Raw genomic sequence first — 16357 nt, forward strand, 5'->3', positions numbered from 1 at the left:
GATAAACCCGAACGAGTTCAAAATGAGATTTCGTTCGGGTTTTGTTTGTTAACAATTAGTTCTGTCTCAGCCTCTTTATTTTTGTTTATAAGCTCATCCAGTCGTAATATCCTAACCAGTCTAATAAGAGGGCTAAGACGATAACCGTGATTGTACCAGTTATAAATAAAGAGATGATAAACTTAATCTTTTTAACCTGGATCCAAACAATAAACATAAGAATAAGAACAATTATAATTCCAATGATGACTGCTGATGAGAAACTTGTTGGAGTAATAAAGTCAAACCAATTAACTGAGTCCATAATAACCTCCTCCTTAAGATAATCTATTAAACTGATTATACTATATATATTTTATAGAAAGAATATTATGAAGAGAATAAATAATACCCAAATGATGGGTTAACACTTCAATCATCTGGGTATATTTAAAGTATAGAGTTATTACTGGATATCATCTAAAAAGAACAGTGCGATTGTACCTGGACCAGAATGAGCACCTATGGCTGAGCCAACTTGGTGAATGATGATGTCTTGTGGACTATAAGCCTCTTTAAGTTTTTCTGCTAGTTTTTGGGCAGTTTCTTCATCATCACCGTGCGTAATTGCAATTGTCTGTTGGTCTAATGAGCTACCGCGTTCACCAGCTAAATCAACCATACGGCCGATTACTTTTTTAGAACCTCTCACTTTCTCTAGAGGTACTAGTTTACCATCTTCAACATGGAGAAGAGGTTTGATCTTTAACATACCACCAACAAAGGCTTGTGCTTTACTAACTCGTCCACCTCGCTGTAAGTATTCTAAGTCATCTACGGTGAAAATATGAACCATATGATTCACATAAAAGTTTGCTGTGTCTAAGATGTCCTGAACGCTTCCGCCATTTGCGATTGCTTCTGCAGTATGATAGGCTACTAGGCCGTGTCCCATTGATGCAGCACGTGTATCAATGATGTAAATTTCTGCATTTTCATTGTCATCTTCAATTTGTTGTTTAGCAATCATTGCACTTTGATAAGTTCCAGATAATTCTGATGAAAATGCTAGATAAACGACAGGTCTACCTTCATCGGTATACTGTTTGAATACGTCATAAAACGTATCGGGTGTTGCTTGTGCTGTTTTAGGTGCAGAACCCTTACGCATAGCGTCATATACTTTCTGTGAGTCAATGGTGTCGCGATCATAATAATCTTGTCCATCTAAATGGACAATTAACGAGACGATGTCAATGTCGTGTTGTTCTAAAATGTCTTTAGGTAAATCTGAACCTGAATCAACAATTAATTTTACGCTCATGGATTTCCTCCTAGATATTTCTTTCAATCACTATTATACTTTAGTTTAATAGGACAAATTGCATACGTCAATGTTAGACAGGAGGCTATTATGTTTATATTTGAAGCAAAACGGTTTGTAATCGTTATTATCGGTGCATTTTTTAATGCGATTTCACTTAACTTCTTCTTAGAGCACGCTAATGTATTTGCTAGTGGCTTTACAGGAGTTGCCCAAATATCTGCAAGTATATCTCAAGATTTTTTTAATATAGATATTAGTACAGGTATTCTATTATTCTTACTTAACATTCCGGTTATCATATTAGGTTGGCTCAAAGTCGGAAAAGGGTTCACGATTTATAGTATCATTTCGGTATTATTTATGACGTTATTCCTTGAAACGATTCCAATAAGGGTTATTGCGAATGATGATATCCTATTAAATGCAGTTTTCGGTGGTTTGTTTGGTGGAATTGGTGTAGGTATGACTCTGAAGTGGGGTGCGTCAACAGGGGGGATGGACATTATTGCGATGGTTTTATCACGTTTAAAAGACCGTCCAATCGGTGTTTATTTCTTAACATTAAACGGTGCGATCATCATTGCTGCTGGGTTTGTGTATGATGCTGAAAAAGCTTTATATACATTAGTTACGCTATACGTTACAACACGTGTGATCGATGCGATTCATACTCGTCACAGTAAGTTGACAGCGATGATCGTAACGGCTAAAGGACAAGAAGTAACAAAAGCGATTCATTCAAATATGGTTAGAGGTATTACACGTGTGCCGGCTAAAGGTGCTTTTACTGATGAAGACCGTGAAATGCTTGTCATTGTTGTGACACGTTATGAGCTATATGATTTAGAAAATCTCGTCAAAGAAGCTGACCCTAATTCCTTTACTAATATTGTTCAAACGACTGGTATATTTGGCTTCTTTAGAAAAGAAGACGAAAAAGTGTAACGTTAAATTTTCGCATACGTCTAATAGAGTACAAAATAAGTGCGTGAGGTGTTTGTATGAAAAGAATCGTTTTTTACTTGATGGTCTTGTTATTAAGTATAGCTTTAATTGGCTGTGGAACTGGTGGACAAGATACGAAGTCTGATGAAGGTAAAAATAATGCAGGAGAACAGCCAAATGATGAAGAAGAAAATAATGAAGAAGAATTAACAGGAGTGGATGCTTTGTTGGATCAACTAACGTTTGATGTCGATGTTCAACCTGGTGAAGACAGTGTTAAGTTTAATATGAAGTTGACGCATGATGGGGACGAAGATTTAACGTTATCATTTTCGTCTGGTCAAAAATTTGAGGTTGTTGTAACAGACCCTAACGGTGAAGAGGTATATCGTTTCTCAGAAGGGATGATGTTTACCCAAGCGATTGAAACGAGTGAATTGTCTCCAGGAGATGAAATGGAATTCCAAGATTCTTGGGACTATACGAAAGATGGAGCAAGAGTTGATTCAGGAGAATATCAAGCAAGTGTTGAACTACTGCCATATGAAGTGAATGGAGAAGAAATTCAAGATCATCCATTTAAAAAAGAAGTAACGTTTGAAGTGCCGTAAGTGAAATAATTCAGCGAACGCCGGAATATTGATACAGTTCGCCGAATTATTTAGAATTTCGCCGGAATAATTAAATTTTCGCCGGAAAATCAAAAAAATCGCTTAATTATGATTTAAAAAATAAAAGTTCCAGCCAATAGCTGGAACTTTTATTAATAACCGTAGCCTTCGATTACTTTCTCCACTTTAGGTGATAATTCTTCCCATTGAGCATCAAAAGTTTTATTAACAGTAATGAAGTTGTAGTAACCGAATACGTTATCGACACCGTCTAATTCCATTAAGTCATTTAAGATGTTGTGTTCGCTTGTCTCACCTTGCATGACAGAGATGCTGTCATCACCTTCAAAAATGACACTGTCTACTGTGAACTTCATCGCATTTGGATTTGGTGTTGGTTCTGCAATTACAGCCATCGTGAATCCCTCCCTGAATTTCTCTCTTATATCTTAGCACGAATTAAGTCGGTACAAAAGAAAAGTCAATTAGAAAATGGTATCATTAATAATGGAGAGGAGGAGAGGACCTGATGCGTTATTTATACATAGCTGTCGTTGTCGGTTTAATTGCTTCAACAGCAATCAGCTTATACTTGTATGTGATTGAAGCATTTACAGGTAAGCAATTATTTACGTTATTATTAAATATTGATTTTATTTATACTCCAGGTGAGTCTGTTCCAGAAAATTTGTATCTTGCTTTTGAATACGCCTTACATGTACTAGTGGCTACATTGATCGTTTGCATCTATTTATACCTCATAACGAAAAGCAACAAATTGTGGGAGCGTCGTATGGAAATAGCAGCATTGTTATCATTTATTGCCTTTTTAACATACTTCCCACTTACGATACTAGCAAAAACGACGACACCTGCTGTAACAGATATCGTCGCTATTTTTGACTGGTTTATCGCCCATGTTATATTCTTTTTTAACTTGTATTACATTACAGAATGGCTGTTTAAAAAGACGAGAAAACAATCAACTTAAACATTTGTTAGTTGACCAACATTCTTATATTCGAAAAAAGCATCTAATAGTTTTTTGCTAATGGGCCCTGGTTGTCCATTAGCTATTTTTTGTCCTTCGATTTCAACGACAGGCGTTACTTCAGCTGAGGTTGATGTAATAAACACTTCGTCAGCTTCTTTTAAATCTGTTAAGCTAAATACTTTTTCCTCATAAGGTATGTTCAGTTGGTTTGCTAAATGGAAAATATATCGACGTGTAATGCCATTTAAGATAAGGTTGTCTGCTGGGTGTGTATAAAGCTTATCATCTTTAACAATAAATACATTTGTTGAAGAACCTTCTGTTACGTGGTTTTCATCACGGTAAAAGATTGCTTCACCAGCATTGGCGTTACTTGCTTTTTGTTTAGTCATGACATTACCTAATAGGTTCAAACTTTTAATGTCACAACGTAACCAGCGAAAATCTTTTTGTAAAATCGTTGTGATCCCTTGTGCTTGTGCTTTTAGTGGTCGAGATAACTGTAAAGGGTAAGCAAATAAGACAGGCTGAGTATCTTCTGGATATGGGTGATTACGAGGTGCTACACCACGTGTGATTTGTAAGTAAATGCCTCCGTCGTTGATTTTATTCTTTTCAATTAATTGTTGAAGTAATTGGCTTAAACCTTGTTGGTTAACGTCATAATTAATTTCTACTTCATTTAAGCTATATTGCAGTCGGTCTAAATGGTCTTGTAATAAAAAGGCCTCACCATCATATACACGGACAACTTCGTAAACTCCGTCACCAAATTGATGTCCACGGTCTTCCATATCAATTGTCGCTTCATTACGTTCAATAAAATCGTTATTTTTTAGTACGATCATATGTCTCATCTCCTATCAGTGCTTTAAATGTTATTCATTATGTTAGTCGATAAATACTGATATGTAAATATAGCAATAGTCTTAAATATTTTCAATCAAAAAATGATCATTTGGTTTTAACCAAATGATCATTAGATTTATACAATCTTTTTACGAATGTAAGTACTTGCATAGTCAATAATGGTAACGACAATGATAATGACAAGTAAAATCATTCCCATATCGTTCCAGTTACGGTTACTGTAAGCGAAGAAGATCATCGTACCGATACCACCAGCACCAACGTAACCTAAGATGGTTGATGCACGAACGTCGATTTCAAAACGGTAAATCGCATAAGATAAAAACTCAGGAATAACCTGTGGAATAATCCCGTGGAACATAATTTGAATTTTGTTTGCACCGTTTGCTTGCATTGCTTCGACGACGTTCATATCAATCGATTCTAACACTTCTGCGTAAAGCTTACCTAACATACCAGTAGAACCAATAGCGATCGCCAAAATACCAGCGAAAGGTGTAGGTCCCACCGCAACGACGAATAATATCGCCAATATAATTTCTGGGAATGCACGTACACCACTTAGGATCCACTTACCAAAAGTAGTAAGAAAGCGATTGTTAGTCATGTTAATCGCCGCTAAAAAACCTAAAGGTACTGCAAGGATTGCTGCAGCTAGTGAACCAGCATAAGCAATGAAGATGGTTTCGATCATCATTTCAACCACTTCTCCAGCTCGTGCCCAGTTAGGACTAAAAAGCTGTGGGAGTACTACGTCATAGTTTGATGTGAAACGATCTAAGACTCTTCCCCAATCAATGTTAATTGATACGAAGGTCCAAATGTATAAAGCAAGTACAGCTAACGCTATGGCGATATTACGTGCAATTTGCTTGGGTGTTCTAGGTTTTTTTGGAGGTAATTGCTGGCTCATTATAAAATCGCCTCCCTTATCTTACCACTGATGTATTCAATAAGTATTACAACAGCGAAAATTACTATAATAATCGTCATTACGGCGCCGTAGTTGTTGAAGCTGAACTGATTCATCAGTAACTGACCGATACCACCAGCACCAACTAGGCCGATTACAACTGACGCACGAACGTTAATTTCAAATACATATAGTGAAAATGATGTGAACTGAGGCATGATTTGCGGTGCTACACCATAAGCAATCGCTTGAATAGTATTTGCACCTGATGCTCTCATTGCTTCAACGGGTTGCATATCGATAGATTCAATCGTCTCACTTATTAACTTAGCTAAAATACCTAACGAGAAAATAAATAAAGCCACGATACCACCGAATACACCTGTACCGAAAATACCAACGAAAATAACAGCTAATACAACATCAGGAATTGTACGTAATACGTTCATTGTTAAACGTGTCGTATTATATACGAGCCAATTGGACGTAATGTTATGAGCTGCTAATAAACTCACTGGAATAACAATTAACGTTGAAAATGTTGAGGCAATAATAGCCATATGCAACGTTTCAAATAGTCGATCAAACGCTGGACCTAATACATCAAAATTTAACGGGAATAGTTTATCAAAAATTTGTCCCATATTTGATAGGCCCCAAATTAAATCTGCAAAATTAACACCTGTTTGTTCTGAACTATAAATTAGGAAAAATAAAATTACAAAAAAGATTAAAGAAATTTTTGCCTTAACGCGCCATGGTGAGAGAAGTGGTGCATACTTATCCTCATTCATGGTCGGTTTATTCATTTTGTTCGCCATCTTCTTCTGCACCTCCGCGTAAATCATCTTCACGGATTGAACGACCATAGATTTCTTCAAATGTTTCTTCTGTTACTTCAGATACAGGACCATCAAACACTACTTCTCCAGATCTCATACCAATAATACGATCAGCATATTCCATTGCCATATCAATAAAGTGTAGGTTTACAATGGTTGTGATACCATCTTCTTTATTAATTTTGCGTAAATAAGTCATCACCTGATGAGATGTAGGTGGGTCAAGCGATGCGACAGGTTCATCGGCTAAAATGTACTTAGGTTTTTGTGTCAGTACACGCGCGATACTAACACGTTGTTGTTGTCCACCACTCAATTGGTCAGCACGACTATAAATTTTATCGTCAATATTAACACGTTGTAAGCTTTCATAGGCTAATGCTTTATCATCTTGACTGAAAAGGTTGAAGACAGAACGAAAAGTTCCTGTGTGGCCTAAACGGCCAGCTAGAACATTTTTGAATACATTATTACGTTTAACAAGGTTATAACTCTGAAAAATCATACCGACTTTTGTACGTAAGTCTCTTAATCCGCGACTCTTGTAATCGAGAATGTTGTCGTCATCGACTTTTAGTTCACCTTCAGTTGGTGTCACTAAACGGTTAATGCTTCGAATAAAAGTTGACTTGCCGGCACCTGATAAACCGACAATAACGACAAATTCCCCGTCGTTAATTTTGACATTAACGTCTTTTAATCCTTGATGTCCGTTTGGATAAACTAATGACAAATCTTTGAACTCTATCACACTCTTCACCTCATGCCTTTTTAATTGTTTGTAGGAAAAATCATCTATTAATTTGATTATTTGGAAAAATAGCTTGTAATCTAAAAGGGAGGATTTCTCCTCCCCTTTCTTAAAAGAAATATTCAAATTAAGAGTAGTTAATTAGTCTAGTGAAATTTCATCTTTGAAGCGATTGTAAGTATCAGCTACGACTTCATAATCAGAATGCTCAGCTTCTGCAATTGCATCCCAGTTATAAACTTCATTCATAATCTCGATCATATCTTCGTTATCGTTGAAGGATAAGAACGCTTCACGAATCTCGTCAGCTAAATCATCATTTAGTTCATGAATAACAGAAATTGTGTCATTTGGAATGTCGTCTGTGTAATCGATAACTGTTGTAACATCAAAGATATCTGGGTAATCTTCTTCTAGTTGGTCTCGAACGTCATCAAATGTTGTTGCAACATCGGCATCACCTTCGTAAACTTCTAAAGCGGCAGTATCATGTGCACCAACTGCATTTGCTTCACCAAACCAGTTACTTGTTAAATCAGCTTGTGTTTCGATATCGAACATGTCCATTAATTGAGAAGCTGGGAATAGGAACCCTGAAGTTGAAGCAGCATCAGCGTAAGCCCAAGATTTACCCTCTAAATCTGCAAGAGTTTCAATACCAGAGTCTTGGCGTACTAGGTATTGAGCTTGATAAGTTTCACTTCCGTGTCTAACAGACTTTAAGATTACTTCTACATCATAGTCTTCATTCGCCATAACATAACCGAATGCTGGAATAAATCCGATGTGTACTTGACCCGAGCCCATTCCTTCAACTAATGCGTTATAGTTAGTCATTGTACGAGCATCCACATCGCGACCTAGAACATTAGATAGTTCTTCAGCTAATGGTTCTACTGTTTCTACAATTGTGTCAGAATCTTGAGATGGAACAAACCCCATAACTAATTCGTCTGGATCAGAGTTGTCTTGACCACATGCAGCAAGCAACATAATAAGTGCTACAGTTGCAAACGCTAAAAACTTTTTCATAATTGTCTCCCCCTTGAATAATTGAATGTTTAAAACAACTTAATTATAAATAATCTATGACATTAGTACAACATAATTTTAAAATTATGTTGTAAATTTACGAATTCTTAACAAAAAAAGTGACACAAGTCGAATTGTGTCACTTTTTGAGGGTGTTAATTTTACTTATATTCGTTCAATTGGTTCTCTAATTGTTGTAATTCCTGTTCTTCTTCGGGTGAACATGATTCGTATGCTGATTGAATACATTGCTGGATTGCTTTAACTTCTTGTTCGTCTGCTTGGGCTTGTCCGTTTGGCTGTCTATCTCTTCCAGAAAGGTTTTGCATTGCTTGCTTCGCTTGGTTTAAAAACTTATTTTCCATTAAAATCCTCCTCGGTTGTACATGTTCTGTTCTCTACGTTTACGATCTTGATCTGAAAATGCACGACGACCTGTTTTCGATTGAGGATTTACCTTCGTATTTCGTTGTTGCTGCTTCTTCTGGCGCATGAAGCTCCTCCTTTAATGGAAATGAAGTATAAGGCTACATTACGGCCTCGTCTTAGCTTTAGGATCCTAAGTTCAACGAGTGATGAAATCAGCGTTAGTTGAACACGAATGATCGCGTTCAAGAATAGTGTGTGTCGATTAGAGCAAAATATAATTGGTTATATTTACGTTTGAAATGATTTGCAAATAAAAAAGACCGCTAAGTTAGCGGTCGAAATAGTTTGAACTTATTTTGTTAGGATATTTTTAGGTAAACTTAAATATTCTTCTAAAAATTGTGCAACACCATCATCGTGGTTAGTTGTTGTAATTTCATTAGCCATTGATTTTAGCTCGTCAATACCGTTGCCCATAGCAACACCGACACCGGCATAGTCAATCATTTCAAAATCATTATCTTCATCACCAAAAGCAATAATACGATCTTTTGAAATACCATATTCTTGAGCGATTTTTTGTACGCCTACAGCTTTATGCATGTTGGAACGAATCACTTCAATAACGTGAAAAGGTGCTCCCCATTTACGGTGATCAACGATCGTTGCGTGACGATCCGTTAAAGTTTGGCGAATTTCGTCGACACGATCATCAAATGGATGGATTAAGACTGATGAAGGATCTTGTGCTAAGTTCTCTTTAATTTTCCCGAATCTAGCTGGTTGTTCAAGTCCAGCTTGGAAAAAGTGTGTAATGTCATGGCTATTGTCAAATTCTATATACACTTCGTCCATAATTTCAGCTAATATATTTTGGACACCAACATTATAACAAGTTTCAACAATATCATGTGCCACTTCTTTCGGGAGTGGTGAATGCATATGATCCCAATTGGCTTGTTTTGGGTGGTGAATTAATGCACCATTCATATTAACGATTGGCGTATCTAATCCCATTTGATGATAAAACTGTTTACTTACTCGATAAGGACGTCCTGTTGCAATAGCTACAATGTGCCCCTCTTTTTTCGCTGCTTCAATAGTTTGTAAAGTTCTTTCTGAAATCACTTTATGATTATTTAGTAAAGTACCATCTAAATCTAACGCAATTAAATGCTGTTGTTTCATGGTTTCACCTCATTACCCTTTTATATCTAATTAAATTATAATAACATATTTTTCTTAAAATGTCATGGTACTTTCTTTTGCAAAAGACTAACATTTGTTAAGCATAAATATATGATTTATTATAGTAATAAAGTGAAAAGGGAGGACGTTTAATGGGGATTGTAATAGATCGTCAACTTGTTGATGATATTCCAATATTAATGATACATGAACAAGATACACAAGCAGCACCACTACCAGTTGTTATCTATTTTCATGGGTTCACAAGTGCGAAGGAGCAAAACTTGCCAATTGCTTATTTATTAGCTAATCAAGGTTATCGTGTCATTCTTCCTGAAGCTCTTCATCATGGTGAAAGAAGAGGAGATATAACTGATGATGACATTCAGTTTGCTTTTTGGAAGATTGTACAGCACAACCTAGTTGATATGCATAAATTAATGAACTGGTTAACACAAAGTGGCTTGTTAGAAGCTGGACGATTAGGAGTTGCTGGAACAAGTATGGGTGGAATTACAACAGCAGCTGCTCTAACGCAGTTTGAACAAGTAAAAGTAACAGGTCTTATGATGGGATCAGCTAAGCTTCAGTATATGGCTCATTATTTACTAAAAGGAATTGAGCAACAAGGGATTGAGTTACCATACACTGGTGAGGAAATTACAGCACAAATAGATGAACTAAGTAAAATCGACTTATCTCAACAAATAGAAGTCATTAATGGACGTCCAATTTTAATATGGCACGGAGAAGAAGATCGTGTTGTACCTTTTGACCATGCTGTTGATTTTTATGAACAGCTGGAGCGAAACGGTGAAAACGTGAAATTCATTAGCGAAAAAGGTCGTGACCATAAAGTGAGTCGTGAAGGTATGATTGAATTGACAAATTGGATAAAAACTTATTTATAATTCGTTTATTTTACTTTAAAATTAAGTACAATCATGTTTATAATAAAGTAAGAACGTTTGAAGGAGGACTATGCATGGATCAGGCATTAGAAGAGAATCTGTGGGGTGCTGTTGAAAATGTTATTGACCCTGAGCTAGGGATTGATATTGTAAACTTAGGGCTTGTTTATAATATCGATTTAGATGATGAAGGTATAGCGACAGTAACAATGACATTAACGGCGATGGGTTGTCCACTTGCGGCAACAATTGAATCAGATGTTAAAAATGCACTTTCAGATATACCTGAAGTTGATGATGTAGAAGTTAATATCGTATGGAATCCACCATGGACGAAAGATCGTATGTCTCGTTATGCGAAAATTGCACTTGGTATTCCAGACTAAAACTAATAAAAAGACCGACTGTGATTTTTAAACACAGTCGGTCTTTTTATTTATTATAAGAAAATAACAACTAATGCCCCTATTGCCATACAATAATAAGCGAAGTATTTCAATTTGCCAGCTGTCATAATGTTAATAAATAGTAATAACGCAAAGTATGATGCGATTATTGTTGCCCCTAGTGCAATTAGATATAAAACGAACTGGTTAGATAATTCTGGAGTACTTAAAACGTCACTAACAGCAAAAACCATCGTTCCTATACTGACTGGTATATACATAAGGAAAGAAAACTTTAAAGCACTACGTCTGTTAAAGCCGACTAACATAGCAGCCACAATCGTTGCACCAGACCTACTAATTCCAGGAATTAATGCGAGTGATTGGGCAAAACCGACGATTACAGCATCTGTTAATGTAATTTCGGCATCCCCTTTATACCCTTTCAAATTTCGAATAATCCACAATGCAATAGCTGTTAAAATCAAAGTGACTCCAACGATTTTCACATGTTCAGAAATTCCGCCAATTGTATCGTTGAACAAAACTCCTATAACTCCAGCTGGAATCGTAGCCATAAACAATAAGAATAGGTAATAAAAATCTTGCTGTGTATTTTGCTCTCGCTTTATTAAGTAACGGCTGCCGTTAATCATAAGCTGCCAAATGTCTTCTCGGTAAATAATAATGACAGCAATAAGTGATCCGAAGTTAATAAAAGCTTCAAACGTGATGCCCGGGTCGTTCATGTCTAAAAGTTCTCGCAAAATCACTAAATGACCACTTGAGGAAACGGGGATCGGTTCAGTGAAACCTTGGAATAACCCTAAAAATAAATACCTTAACACTTCAACTAACTCATTCATTATAAATGGAATCCTCCTTAAACCTCCGAAACTATGCACATGTACTGGGCTTTTTGAATACATTGTACTTAGAAAGGGGAGGTTACATTGGTACATCATTCTAAAGAACACAAACTTGATTTGTGTCAAAACCACCTTAAACAACATGTTTTAGTTGAAACGACAACAGGCGATCAAATTGAAGGTTATGTCATTGAAGTGGATGATGAGCATGTCCATTTAGTTGTACCGTCACAACAAATTCCTCATCTACCTGTTCGTGCTTATGGCGGCTATGGTCCTTATGGAGGTTATTACGGTGGTGGATATGGCCCGTACTATGGCTATCCACCATATGAATATGGCCTTAGTCGTTTAATTATTCCTTTAACTTTTGTTGCAGCATTAAGTTTACTGCCTTGGTAGGTGAAAAAAGAGGTTGACTTACCCTAATAGGAAGTCAACCTCGTTTGCTATTCGTTCGGCTTGTCTTTAAGTACGACTTCACTTAAAATTACCGCAACTAAAGTGAATGTAACTGCGATTGCAACAGTACCTGTAAGATCAAATGAATATCCAGCCATGCTACTGATTACATATACAATCATTGCACTAAGTAAAAAGCTCCAAATAGCTGTCCAAATTAAACGCATATTGTTCACCTCATTTATCTATACATTCCATACTATAGTTTATCAAAGCTCTAAAGAAAAATAAATATAAAAATTTTGGCGAATGTGTCAAACATTTAAGGAGAGTTTTTATGAGAGTTTTTGTATACCCTTGTTTTGATCAATTTGGGTACCAGCTCGTAAATTATTATTTAAATAGTGGTGTTGAAGTGGTAGGTACTGGATCACTTGAGACCGATGATGAAATGTTTTATTTTGCGATGGTAGGACGTAATTCCAACTTCAATTTTGTTGAAGGAGAAGAGGTTGAACAGAGAGAGCCTTTCGACCAAGCGTTTTTAATCGGAGAAGATTTTAATGTAAATGCTAAGCAAATTTTTAAGTTATCGACCAATGAAAATAAAAATTCAGACATTTAATTTCTTGCTATTTTAATGAATTGCCACCACAATAGTTAATAAAAGATGAATTATACGTATCGGGGTGTCCAAGGTTGTATAAGTGGCTGTTTTTAATCATGATCACACCAATGATTTTATCGAGTTGTGGTTACTTTAATAGTGGACAACTTAATAATGTTGGGCTTTTATTAGAAGGTACAATTCACGATGAAACGTGGGGACGTGGTGCATACTTAGGTAGTTTAAATATAAAAGAAGAGCAAAATGTCAGTGCCTTATTGCGAGAGAATATCGATACTCATCGAGAAGCGGAAGAGGCTGTTCAAGACTTTGCTAGTCAAGGTGTAAATTTAGTGTTTGGACATGGAGAGAATTTTGGTCGAATGTTTGAACAGATGAACGAGTATCATCCTGATATTCAATTCATTTATTTTAATGGTCAAATCTTTGATCGTAATATTACGAGTGTTAATTTTGATGGCTATCATATGGGTTTTTTCTCAGGAATGTTGGCAGCAGAAATGACTGAAACGAATCAAATTGGTGTCATTGCAGCCTACCATCATCAAGATGAAGTGCAAGGATTTTATGAAGGAATCCAAGCAGTCGATTCCTCGATTAATACGATTATTAATTCTGTCAATAGTTGGCATGATCAACAACGAGCGATGATGATGTTTGATCAATTGTTGGATCAAGGTATTGATGTCATTTATCCAGCTGGTGATGGGTTTAATGTACCAGTTATTCGTGCAGCTGAACAACATGGCATATATGCAATCGGTTATATTCATGATCAATATGATGTGGCACCTGAGACAGTTATAACTAGCACCGTCCAAGAGGTTGAAGGTTTGTATTCGGAAATTGCTCAAATGTATAACGAAGGAACGCTTCCTTCTGGGATTATGAATATTTCGTTTGACCAAGAGTATATCTACTTAGGGGAATATGGTGACGACGTTCCAATACATTTAGCGGCTCATATTGATGAGATGATTGAACAGTATATAGACACTGGAAGATTACCACAATAATATTTTTTGCCATTTAGAAGAAAGTTATCTTTTAAATGGATTTATTTTTTGGTAAAATTAGAACCAGGTCATAATATATGATTATATAAGTTAATCGTTAGGAGATGACAGAATGAAAGCAGGTTTAATTGGTACTGGACATTATGTACCAGAAAAAGTTGTCACAAATCATGATTTAGAGAAGATTGTTGATACATCGGATGAATGGATTCGTACAAGAACTGGCATTGAGGAAAGAAGAATTGCCTCTGATGATATGAATACATCTGATATGGCATACGAAGCAGCGCGTGAAGCGTTAAATGAGGCTAATTTAAAAGCAGAAGAACTTGATATGATTTTAGTAGCTACAGTAACTTCTGATATGGGATTCCCTTCTGTAGCAAGTCAATTACAAGAACGTCTAGGTGCAAGACAAATTGCAGCAATGGATATTAGTGCTGCGTGTTCCGGGTTTATTTATGGCATTGTTACAGCTAAGCAGTTCATTGAAGCTGGAGTTCACGAGAATATTTTAGTGATTGGAGTGGAAAAACTATCTAAAATCACAAATTGGTCTGATCGTAATACAGCAGTATTGTTTGGTGATGGTGCTGGAGCCGCTGTTGTATCTAATGTGTCTGAAGGAAAAGGAATTTTGTCACATGAGTTAGGAGCAGACGGAACAGGGATTCCTTACTTGCATCAGACAGATGAAGATCATATTTATATGAATGGTCGCGAAGTATTCAAATTTGCTGTTCGTCAAATGGGTGAATCATCACTTAATGTTGTTCATAAAGCAGGTTTAACGAAAGATGATGTTGACTATTTGGTTCCACACCAAGCGAATATTCGCATTATGGAAGCAGCGAGAGAAAAGTTAGAAATACCGCTAGAGAAAATGTCAAAATCGGTTGATCGATATGGCAATACGTCAGCGGCATCAATCCCAATCGCATTGTCAGAAGATGTTAAAGCAGGTAGCATAAAAGAGGACGATGTCGTTGTGTTAGTCGGCTTTGGTGGCGGTCTAACTTGGGGTGCGGTTGCTTTAAAATGGGGTAAATAAAAGTATGAGGACTTTAGGAGGTTAAGGAAATGTCAAAAAGACGAGTGGTCGTAACAGGTATAGGAGCTGTGTCTCCAGTTGGTAATGATGTTGAAACAATTTGGAACAATTTACTTGCAGGTCATGTTGGAATCGATACAGTAACTAAAGTGAATCCAGATGAATTTCCGGCGAAAATTGCAGCAGAAGTTAAGGATTTTGACCCTTCATTATATATGGATAAACGAGAAGCAAAACGAATGGATCTATTTACACAGTATGCTGTAGCTGCTTCTAAAATGGCGTTGGATGACGCTAAACTTGAGATTGATGAAACATTAGCACCTAAAGCTGGTGTTTGGATCGGTTCTGGTATTGGTGGGTTGTCAACGTATGAGGAGCAGTTTAGAAAGTTTATGGAAAAAGGGCAGCGTCGTGTTAGTCCGTTTTTCGTACCGATGATGATTCCAGATATGGCTTCTGGTCAAGTTTCAATTATTTTTGGAGCAAAAGGAATCAACTCTTGTACAGTTACAGCATGTGCTTCAGGAACTAATTCAATTGGTGATGCGTACAAAGTAATCGAACGTGGCGATGCCGATGTTATGATTACAGGTGGTACTGAAGCGCCAATAAATAATATGTCTTTTGCAGGTTTTTCTAGTGCGAAGGCTTTAACGACAAATGAAGACCCGAAAAAAGCAAGTCGTCCGTTTGATCAAGACCGTGACGGATTTGTTATGGGTGAAGGTGCAGGAATCGTCATTCTTGAATCACTCGAATCAGCGCAAAAGCGTGGTGCGAACATTTACGCTGAAGTTGTCGGTTATGGTTCAACAGGTGATGCCCATCATATTACAGCTCCAGCACCAGAAGGCGAAGGAGCTGCTCGTGCAATGGAACAAGCACTTGGTGATGCAGAAATGACTGGTGAAGACATTCAGTATATTAACGCACATGGTACGAGTACAGAGTTAAATGACCCGTATGAAACAACGGCTGTTAAAACAGTCTTTAAAGATCATGCCTATAACTTGGCTATGAGCTCAACGAAATCAATGACAGGTCACTTATTAGGAGCTGCTGGTGGTTTAGAAGCAATTGTGACGGTCTTATCAATAAAAAATAATATCATGCCACCGACAGTGAACTATGAAACACCTGATGAGGGCTGTGATTTAGATTATGTGCCTAATGAAAAGCGTGAAGCAGAAATTACGGCTGCCATGTCGAACTCTTTAGGCTTTGGTGGTCACAACGCTTCGTTAGTCTTTAAAGAATATAAATAACAAAA

General features: G+C 36.7%; 23 protein-coding genes. 10 read left to right on the forward strand and 13 right to left on the reverse strand.

Going from position 1 to position 16357, the window contains the following annotated elements; translation table 11 throughout:
* Positions 1 to 85 precede the first annotated feature (85 nt).
* Together J2R98_RS07755 and J2R98_RS07760 are read right to left on the reverse strand one after the other, a co-directional pair.
* Entirely contained in the window at positions 86 to 304 is a 219-nt protein-coding gene (locus J2R98_RS07755) for a hypothetical protein (protein WP_307067720.1), read from the reverse strand.
* A gap of 141 nt (positions 305 to 445) precedes the next feature.
* Positions 446 to 1303 (reverse strand): DegV family protein, encoded by an 858-nt coding sequence (locus J2R98_RS07760; protein WP_307067721.1) that lies wholly within the window; start codon positions 1301 to 1303, stop codon positions 446 to 448.
* Between the two features lie 90 nt (positions 1304 to 1393).
* Here J2R98_RS07760 and J2R98_RS07765 point away from each other — a divergent pair, with 90 nt between their 5' ends.
* Together J2R98_RS07765 and J2R98_RS07770 are read left to right on the forward strand one after the other, a co-directional pair.
* Positions 1394 to 2251 carry a YitT family protein gene (locus J2R98_RS07765; protein ID WP_307067723.1) on the forward strand — a complete coding sequence of 286 codons (858 nt, stop codon included), beginning with the start codon at positions 1394 to 1396 and terminating at the stop codon, positions 2249 to 2251.
* A gap of 56 nt (positions 2252 to 2307) precedes the next feature.
* The gene (locus J2R98_RS07770) at positions 2308 to 2862 is read left to right on the forward strand and encodes a BsuPI-related putative proteinase inhibitor (protein WP_307067725.1); all 555 of its coding nucleotides are present in this window, start codon (positions 2308 to 2310) and stop codon (positions 2860 to 2862) included.
* A gap of 152 nt (positions 2863 to 3014) precedes the next feature.
* Here the strand turns inward: J2R98_RS07770 and J2R98_RS07775 are convergent, their stop codons facing one another.
* Positions 3015 to 3278 carry a NifU N-terminal domain-containing protein gene (locus tag J2R98_RS07775; protein WP_017185446.1) on the reverse strand — a complete coding sequence of 88 codons (264 nt, stop codon included), beginning with the start codon at positions 3276 to 3278 and terminating at the stop codon, positions 3015 to 3017.
* 113 nt (positions 3279 to 3391) lie between these two features.
* On the opposite strand from J2R98_RS07775, the gene J2R98_RS07780 reads away from it, so the two are divergent.
* Positions 3392 to 3853 carry a hypothetical protein gene (locus tag J2R98_RS07780; RefSeq protein ID WP_307067728.1) on the forward strand — a complete coding sequence of 154 codons (462 nt, stop codon included), beginning with the start codon at positions 3392 to 3394 and terminating at the stop codon, positions 3851 to 3853.
* Here J2R98_RS07780 and dat read toward each other — a convergent pair.
* The 8 genes from dat to J2R98_RS07820 all read right to left on the reverse strand — a co-directional run bounded on the left by dat (position 3850) and on the right by J2R98_RS07820 (position 9821).
* Positions 3850 to 4704, reverse strand: a complete 855-nt coding sequence (dat, locus tag J2R98_RS07785) for a D-amino-acid transaminase (RefSeq protein ID WP_307067730.1) — start codon at positions 4702 to 4704, stop codon at positions 3850 to 3852. The two genes, J2R98_RS07780 and dat, sit on opposite strands and share 4 nt — an antisense overlap.
* Before the next feature lie 137 nt (positions 4705 to 4841).
* Complete coding sequence (phnE, locus tag J2R98_RS07790) at positions 4842 to 5639, reverse strand: phosphonate ABC transporter, permease protein PhnE (protein ID WP_307067732.1); 798 nt, start codon at positions 5637 to 5639, stop codon at positions 4842 to 4844.
* Complete coding sequence (gene phnE / locus J2R98_RS07795; RefSeq protein ID WP_307067734.1) at positions 5639 to 6460, reverse strand: phosphonate ABC transporter, permease protein PhnE; 822 nt, start codon at positions 6458 to 6460, stop codon at positions 5639 to 5641. Before phnE (J2R98_RS07795) ends, phnE (J2R98_RS07790) begins: the two co-directional genes overlap by 1 nt.
* Positions 6441 to 7232, reverse strand: a complete 792-nt coding sequence (gene phnC / locus J2R98_RS07800; RefSeq protein ID WP_307067736.1) for a phosphonate ABC transporter ATP-binding protein — start codon at positions 7230 to 7232, stop codon at positions 6441 to 6443. The genes phnE (J2R98_RS07795) and phnC overlap by 20 nt, the downstream gene beginning before the upstream one ends.
* 141 nt (positions 7233 to 7373) lie before the next feature.
* Positions 7374 to 8264: a phosphate/phosphite/phosphonate ABC transporter substrate-binding protein gene (locus J2R98_RS07805; RefSeq protein WP_307067737.1), complete on the reverse strand. Its 891-nt coding sequence runs from the start codon at positions 8262 to 8264 to the stop codon at positions 7374 to 7376.
* A gap of 161 nt (positions 8265 to 8425) precedes the next feature.
* The gene (locus J2R98_RS07810) at positions 8426 to 8629 is read right to left on the reverse strand and encodes a DUF3813 family protein (RefSeq protein ID WP_146815794.1); all 204 of its coding nucleotides are present in this window, start codon (positions 8627 to 8629) and stop codon (positions 8426 to 8428) included.
* Positions 8629 to 8757, reverse strand: a complete 129-nt coding sequence (locus J2R98_RS07815) for a hypothetical protein (protein ID WP_307067740.1) — start codon at positions 8755 to 8757, stop codon at positions 8629 to 8631. The genes J2R98_RS07810 and J2R98_RS07815 overlap by 1 nt, the downstream gene beginning before the upstream one ends.
* A 227-nt stretch (positions 8758 to 8984) precedes the next feature.
* Complete coding sequence (locus J2R98_RS07820) at positions 8985 to 9821, reverse strand: Cof-type HAD-IIB family hydrolase (protein ID WP_307067742.1); 837 nt, start codon at positions 9819 to 9821, stop codon at positions 8985 to 8987.
* A gap of 152 nt (positions 9822 to 9973) precedes the next feature.
* Here J2R98_RS07820 and J2R98_RS07825 point away from each other — a divergent pair, with 152 nt between their 5' ends.
* Both J2R98_RS07825 and J2R98_RS07830 read left to right on the forward strand, forming a co-directional pair.
* Positions 9974 to 10732 carry an alpha/beta fold hydrolase gene (locus J2R98_RS07825; protein WP_307067744.1) on the forward strand — a complete coding sequence of 253 codons (759 nt, stop codon included), beginning with the start codon at positions 9974 to 9976 and terminating at the stop codon, positions 10730 to 10732.
* 74 nt (positions 10733 to 10806) lie between these two features.
* Positions 10807 to 11118 carry a metal-sulfur cluster assembly factor gene (locus J2R98_RS07830; RefSeq protein ID WP_307067746.1) on the forward strand — a complete coding sequence of 104 codons (312 nt, stop codon included), beginning with the start codon at positions 10807 to 10809 and terminating at the stop codon, positions 11116 to 11118.
* A gap of 53 nt (positions 11119 to 11171) precedes the next feature.
* On the opposite strand, the gene J2R98_RS07835 is transcribed toward J2R98_RS07830, so the two are convergent.
* A complete protein-coding gene (locus tag J2R98_RS07835; protein ID WP_307067748.1) occupies positions 11172 to 11984 on the reverse strand; it encodes an undecaprenyl-diphosphate phosphatase in 813 nt (270 codons plus the stop codon).
* A gap of 87 nt (positions 11985 to 12071) precedes the next feature.
* Here J2R98_RS07835 and J2R98_RS07840 point away from each other — a divergent pair, with 87 nt between their 5' ends.
* Positions 12072 to 12389, forward strand: coding sequence for a hypothetical protein (locus J2R98_RS07840; RefSeq protein WP_146815783.1), 318 nt, complete (start codon positions 12072 to 12074; stop codon positions 12387 to 12389).
* 47 nt (positions 12390 to 12436) lie between these two features.
* Here J2R98_RS07840 and J2R98_RS07845 read toward each other — a convergent pair whose 3' ends face one another.
* Entirely contained in the window at positions 12437 to 12616 is a 180-nt protein-coding gene (locus J2R98_RS07845) for a YjzD family protein (protein ID WP_307067750.1), read from the reverse strand.
* A 110-nt stretch (positions 12617 to 12726) separates the two neighbouring features.
* Between J2R98_RS07845 and J2R98_RS07850 the strand changes: the two genes are divergently transcribed.
* The 4 genes from J2R98_RS07850 (at position 12727) to fabF (ending at position 16352) form a co-directional block, all read left to right on the forward strand.
* Entirely contained in the window at positions 12727 to 13014 is a 288-nt protein-coding gene (locus J2R98_RS07850; protein WP_307067753.1) for a hypothetical protein, read from the forward strand.
* A 74-nt stretch (positions 13015 to 13088) separates the two neighbouring features.
* A complete protein-coding gene (locus J2R98_RS07855) occupies positions 13089 to 14033 on the forward strand; it encodes a BMP family ABC transporter substrate-binding protein (protein WP_307067754.1) in 945 nt (314 codons plus the stop codon).
* A 112-nt stretch (positions 14034 to 14145) separates the two neighbouring features.
* Positions 14146 to 15084, forward strand: coding sequence for a beta-ketoacyl-ACP synthase III (locus J2R98_RS07860; RefSeq protein ID WP_307067758.1), 939 nt, complete (start codon positions 14146 to 14148; stop codon positions 15082 to 15084).
* A 29-nt stretch (positions 15085 to 15113) separates the two neighbouring features.
* Positions 15114 to 16352, forward strand: coding sequence for a beta-ketoacyl-ACP synthase II (fabF, locus tag J2R98_RS07865; protein WP_307067760.1), 1239 nt, complete (start codon positions 15114 to 15116; stop codon positions 16350 to 16352).
* Positions 16353 to 16357: the final 5 nt, after the last annotated feature.

The sequence above is a fragment of the Alkalibacillus filiformis genome (assembly GCF_030814115.1).
Lineage (GTDB): Bacteria > Bacillota > Bacilli > Bacillales > Alkalibacillaceae > Alkalibacillus > Alkalibacillus filiformis.

Coding starts and splice junctions, on each gene's coding strand:
- J2R98_RS07755 (WP_307067720.1), bottom strand. CDS start 304: ATGGACTCAGTTAATTGGTTTGACTTTATTACTCCAACAAGTTTCTCA.
- J2R98_RS07760 (WP_307067721.1), bottom strand. CDS start 1,303: ATGAGCGTAAAATTAATTGTTGATTCAGGTTCAGATTTACCTAAAGAC.
- J2R98_RS07765 (WP_307067723.1), top strand. CDS start 1,394: ATGTTTATATTTGAAGCAAAACGGTTTGTAATCGTTATTATCGGTGCA.
- J2R98_RS07770 (WP_307067725.1), top strand. CDS start 2,308: ATGAAAAGAATCGTTTTTTACTTGATGGTCTTGTTATTAAGTATAGCT.
- J2R98_RS07775 (WP_017185446.1), bottom strand. CDS start 3,278: ATGGCTGTAATTGCAGAACCAACACCAAATCCAAATGCGATGAAGTTC.
- J2R98_RS07780 (WP_307067728.1), top strand. CDS start 3,392: ATGCGTTATTTATACATAGCTGTCGTTGTCGGTTTAATTGCTTCAACA.
- dat (WP_307067730.1), bottom strand. CDS start 4,704: ATGATCGTACTAAAAAATAACGATTTTATTGAACGTAATGAAGCGACA.
- phnE (WP_307067732.1), bottom strand. CDS start 5,639: ATGAGCCAGCAATTACCTCCAAAAAAACCTAGAACACCCAAGCAAATT.
- phnE (WP_307067734.1), bottom strand. CDS start 6,460: ATGGCGAACAAAATGAATAAACCGACCATGAATGAGGATAAGTATGCA.
- J2R98_RS07805 (WP_307067737.1), bottom strand. CDS start 8,264: ATGAAAAAGTTTTTAGCGTTTGCAACTGTAGCACTTATTATGTTGCTT.
- J2R98_RS07810 (WP_146815794.1), bottom strand. CDS start 8,629: ATGGAAAATAAGTTTTTAAACCAAGCGAAGCAAGCAATGCAAAACCTT.
- J2R98_RS07815 (WP_307067740.1), bottom strand. CDS start 8,757: ATGCGCCAGAAGAAGCAGCAACAACGAAATACGAAGGTAAATCCTCAA.
- J2R98_RS07820 (WP_307067742.1), bottom strand. CDS start 9,821: ATGAAACAACAGCATTTAATTGCGTTAGATTTAGATGGTACTTTACTA.
- J2R98_RS07825 (WP_307067744.1), top strand. CDS start 9,974: ATGGGGATTGTAATAGATCGTCAACTTGTTGATGATATTCCAATATTA.
- J2R98_RS07830 (WP_307067746.1), top strand. CDS start 10,807: ATGGATCAGGCATTAGAAGAGAATCTGTGGGGTGCTGTTGAAAATGTT.
- J2R98_RS07835 (WP_307067748.1), bottom strand. CDS start 11,984: ATGAATGAGTTAGTTGAAGTGTTAAGGTATTTATTTTTAGGGTTATTC.
- J2R98_RS07845 (WP_307067750.1), bottom strand. CDS start 12,616: ATGCGTTTAATTTGGACAGCTATTTGGAGCTTTTTACTTAGTGCAATG.
- J2R98_RS07850 (WP_307067753.1), top strand. CDS start 12,727: ATGAGAGTTTTTGTATACCCTTGTTTTGATCAATTTGGGTACCAGCTC.
- J2R98_RS07860 (WP_307067758.1), top strand. CDS start 14,146: ATGAAAGCAGGTTTAATTGGTACTGGACATTATGTACCAGAAAAAGTT.
- fabF (WP_307067760.1), top strand. CDS start 15,114: ATGTCAAAAAGACGAGTGGTCGTAACAGGTATAGGAGCTGTGTCTCCA.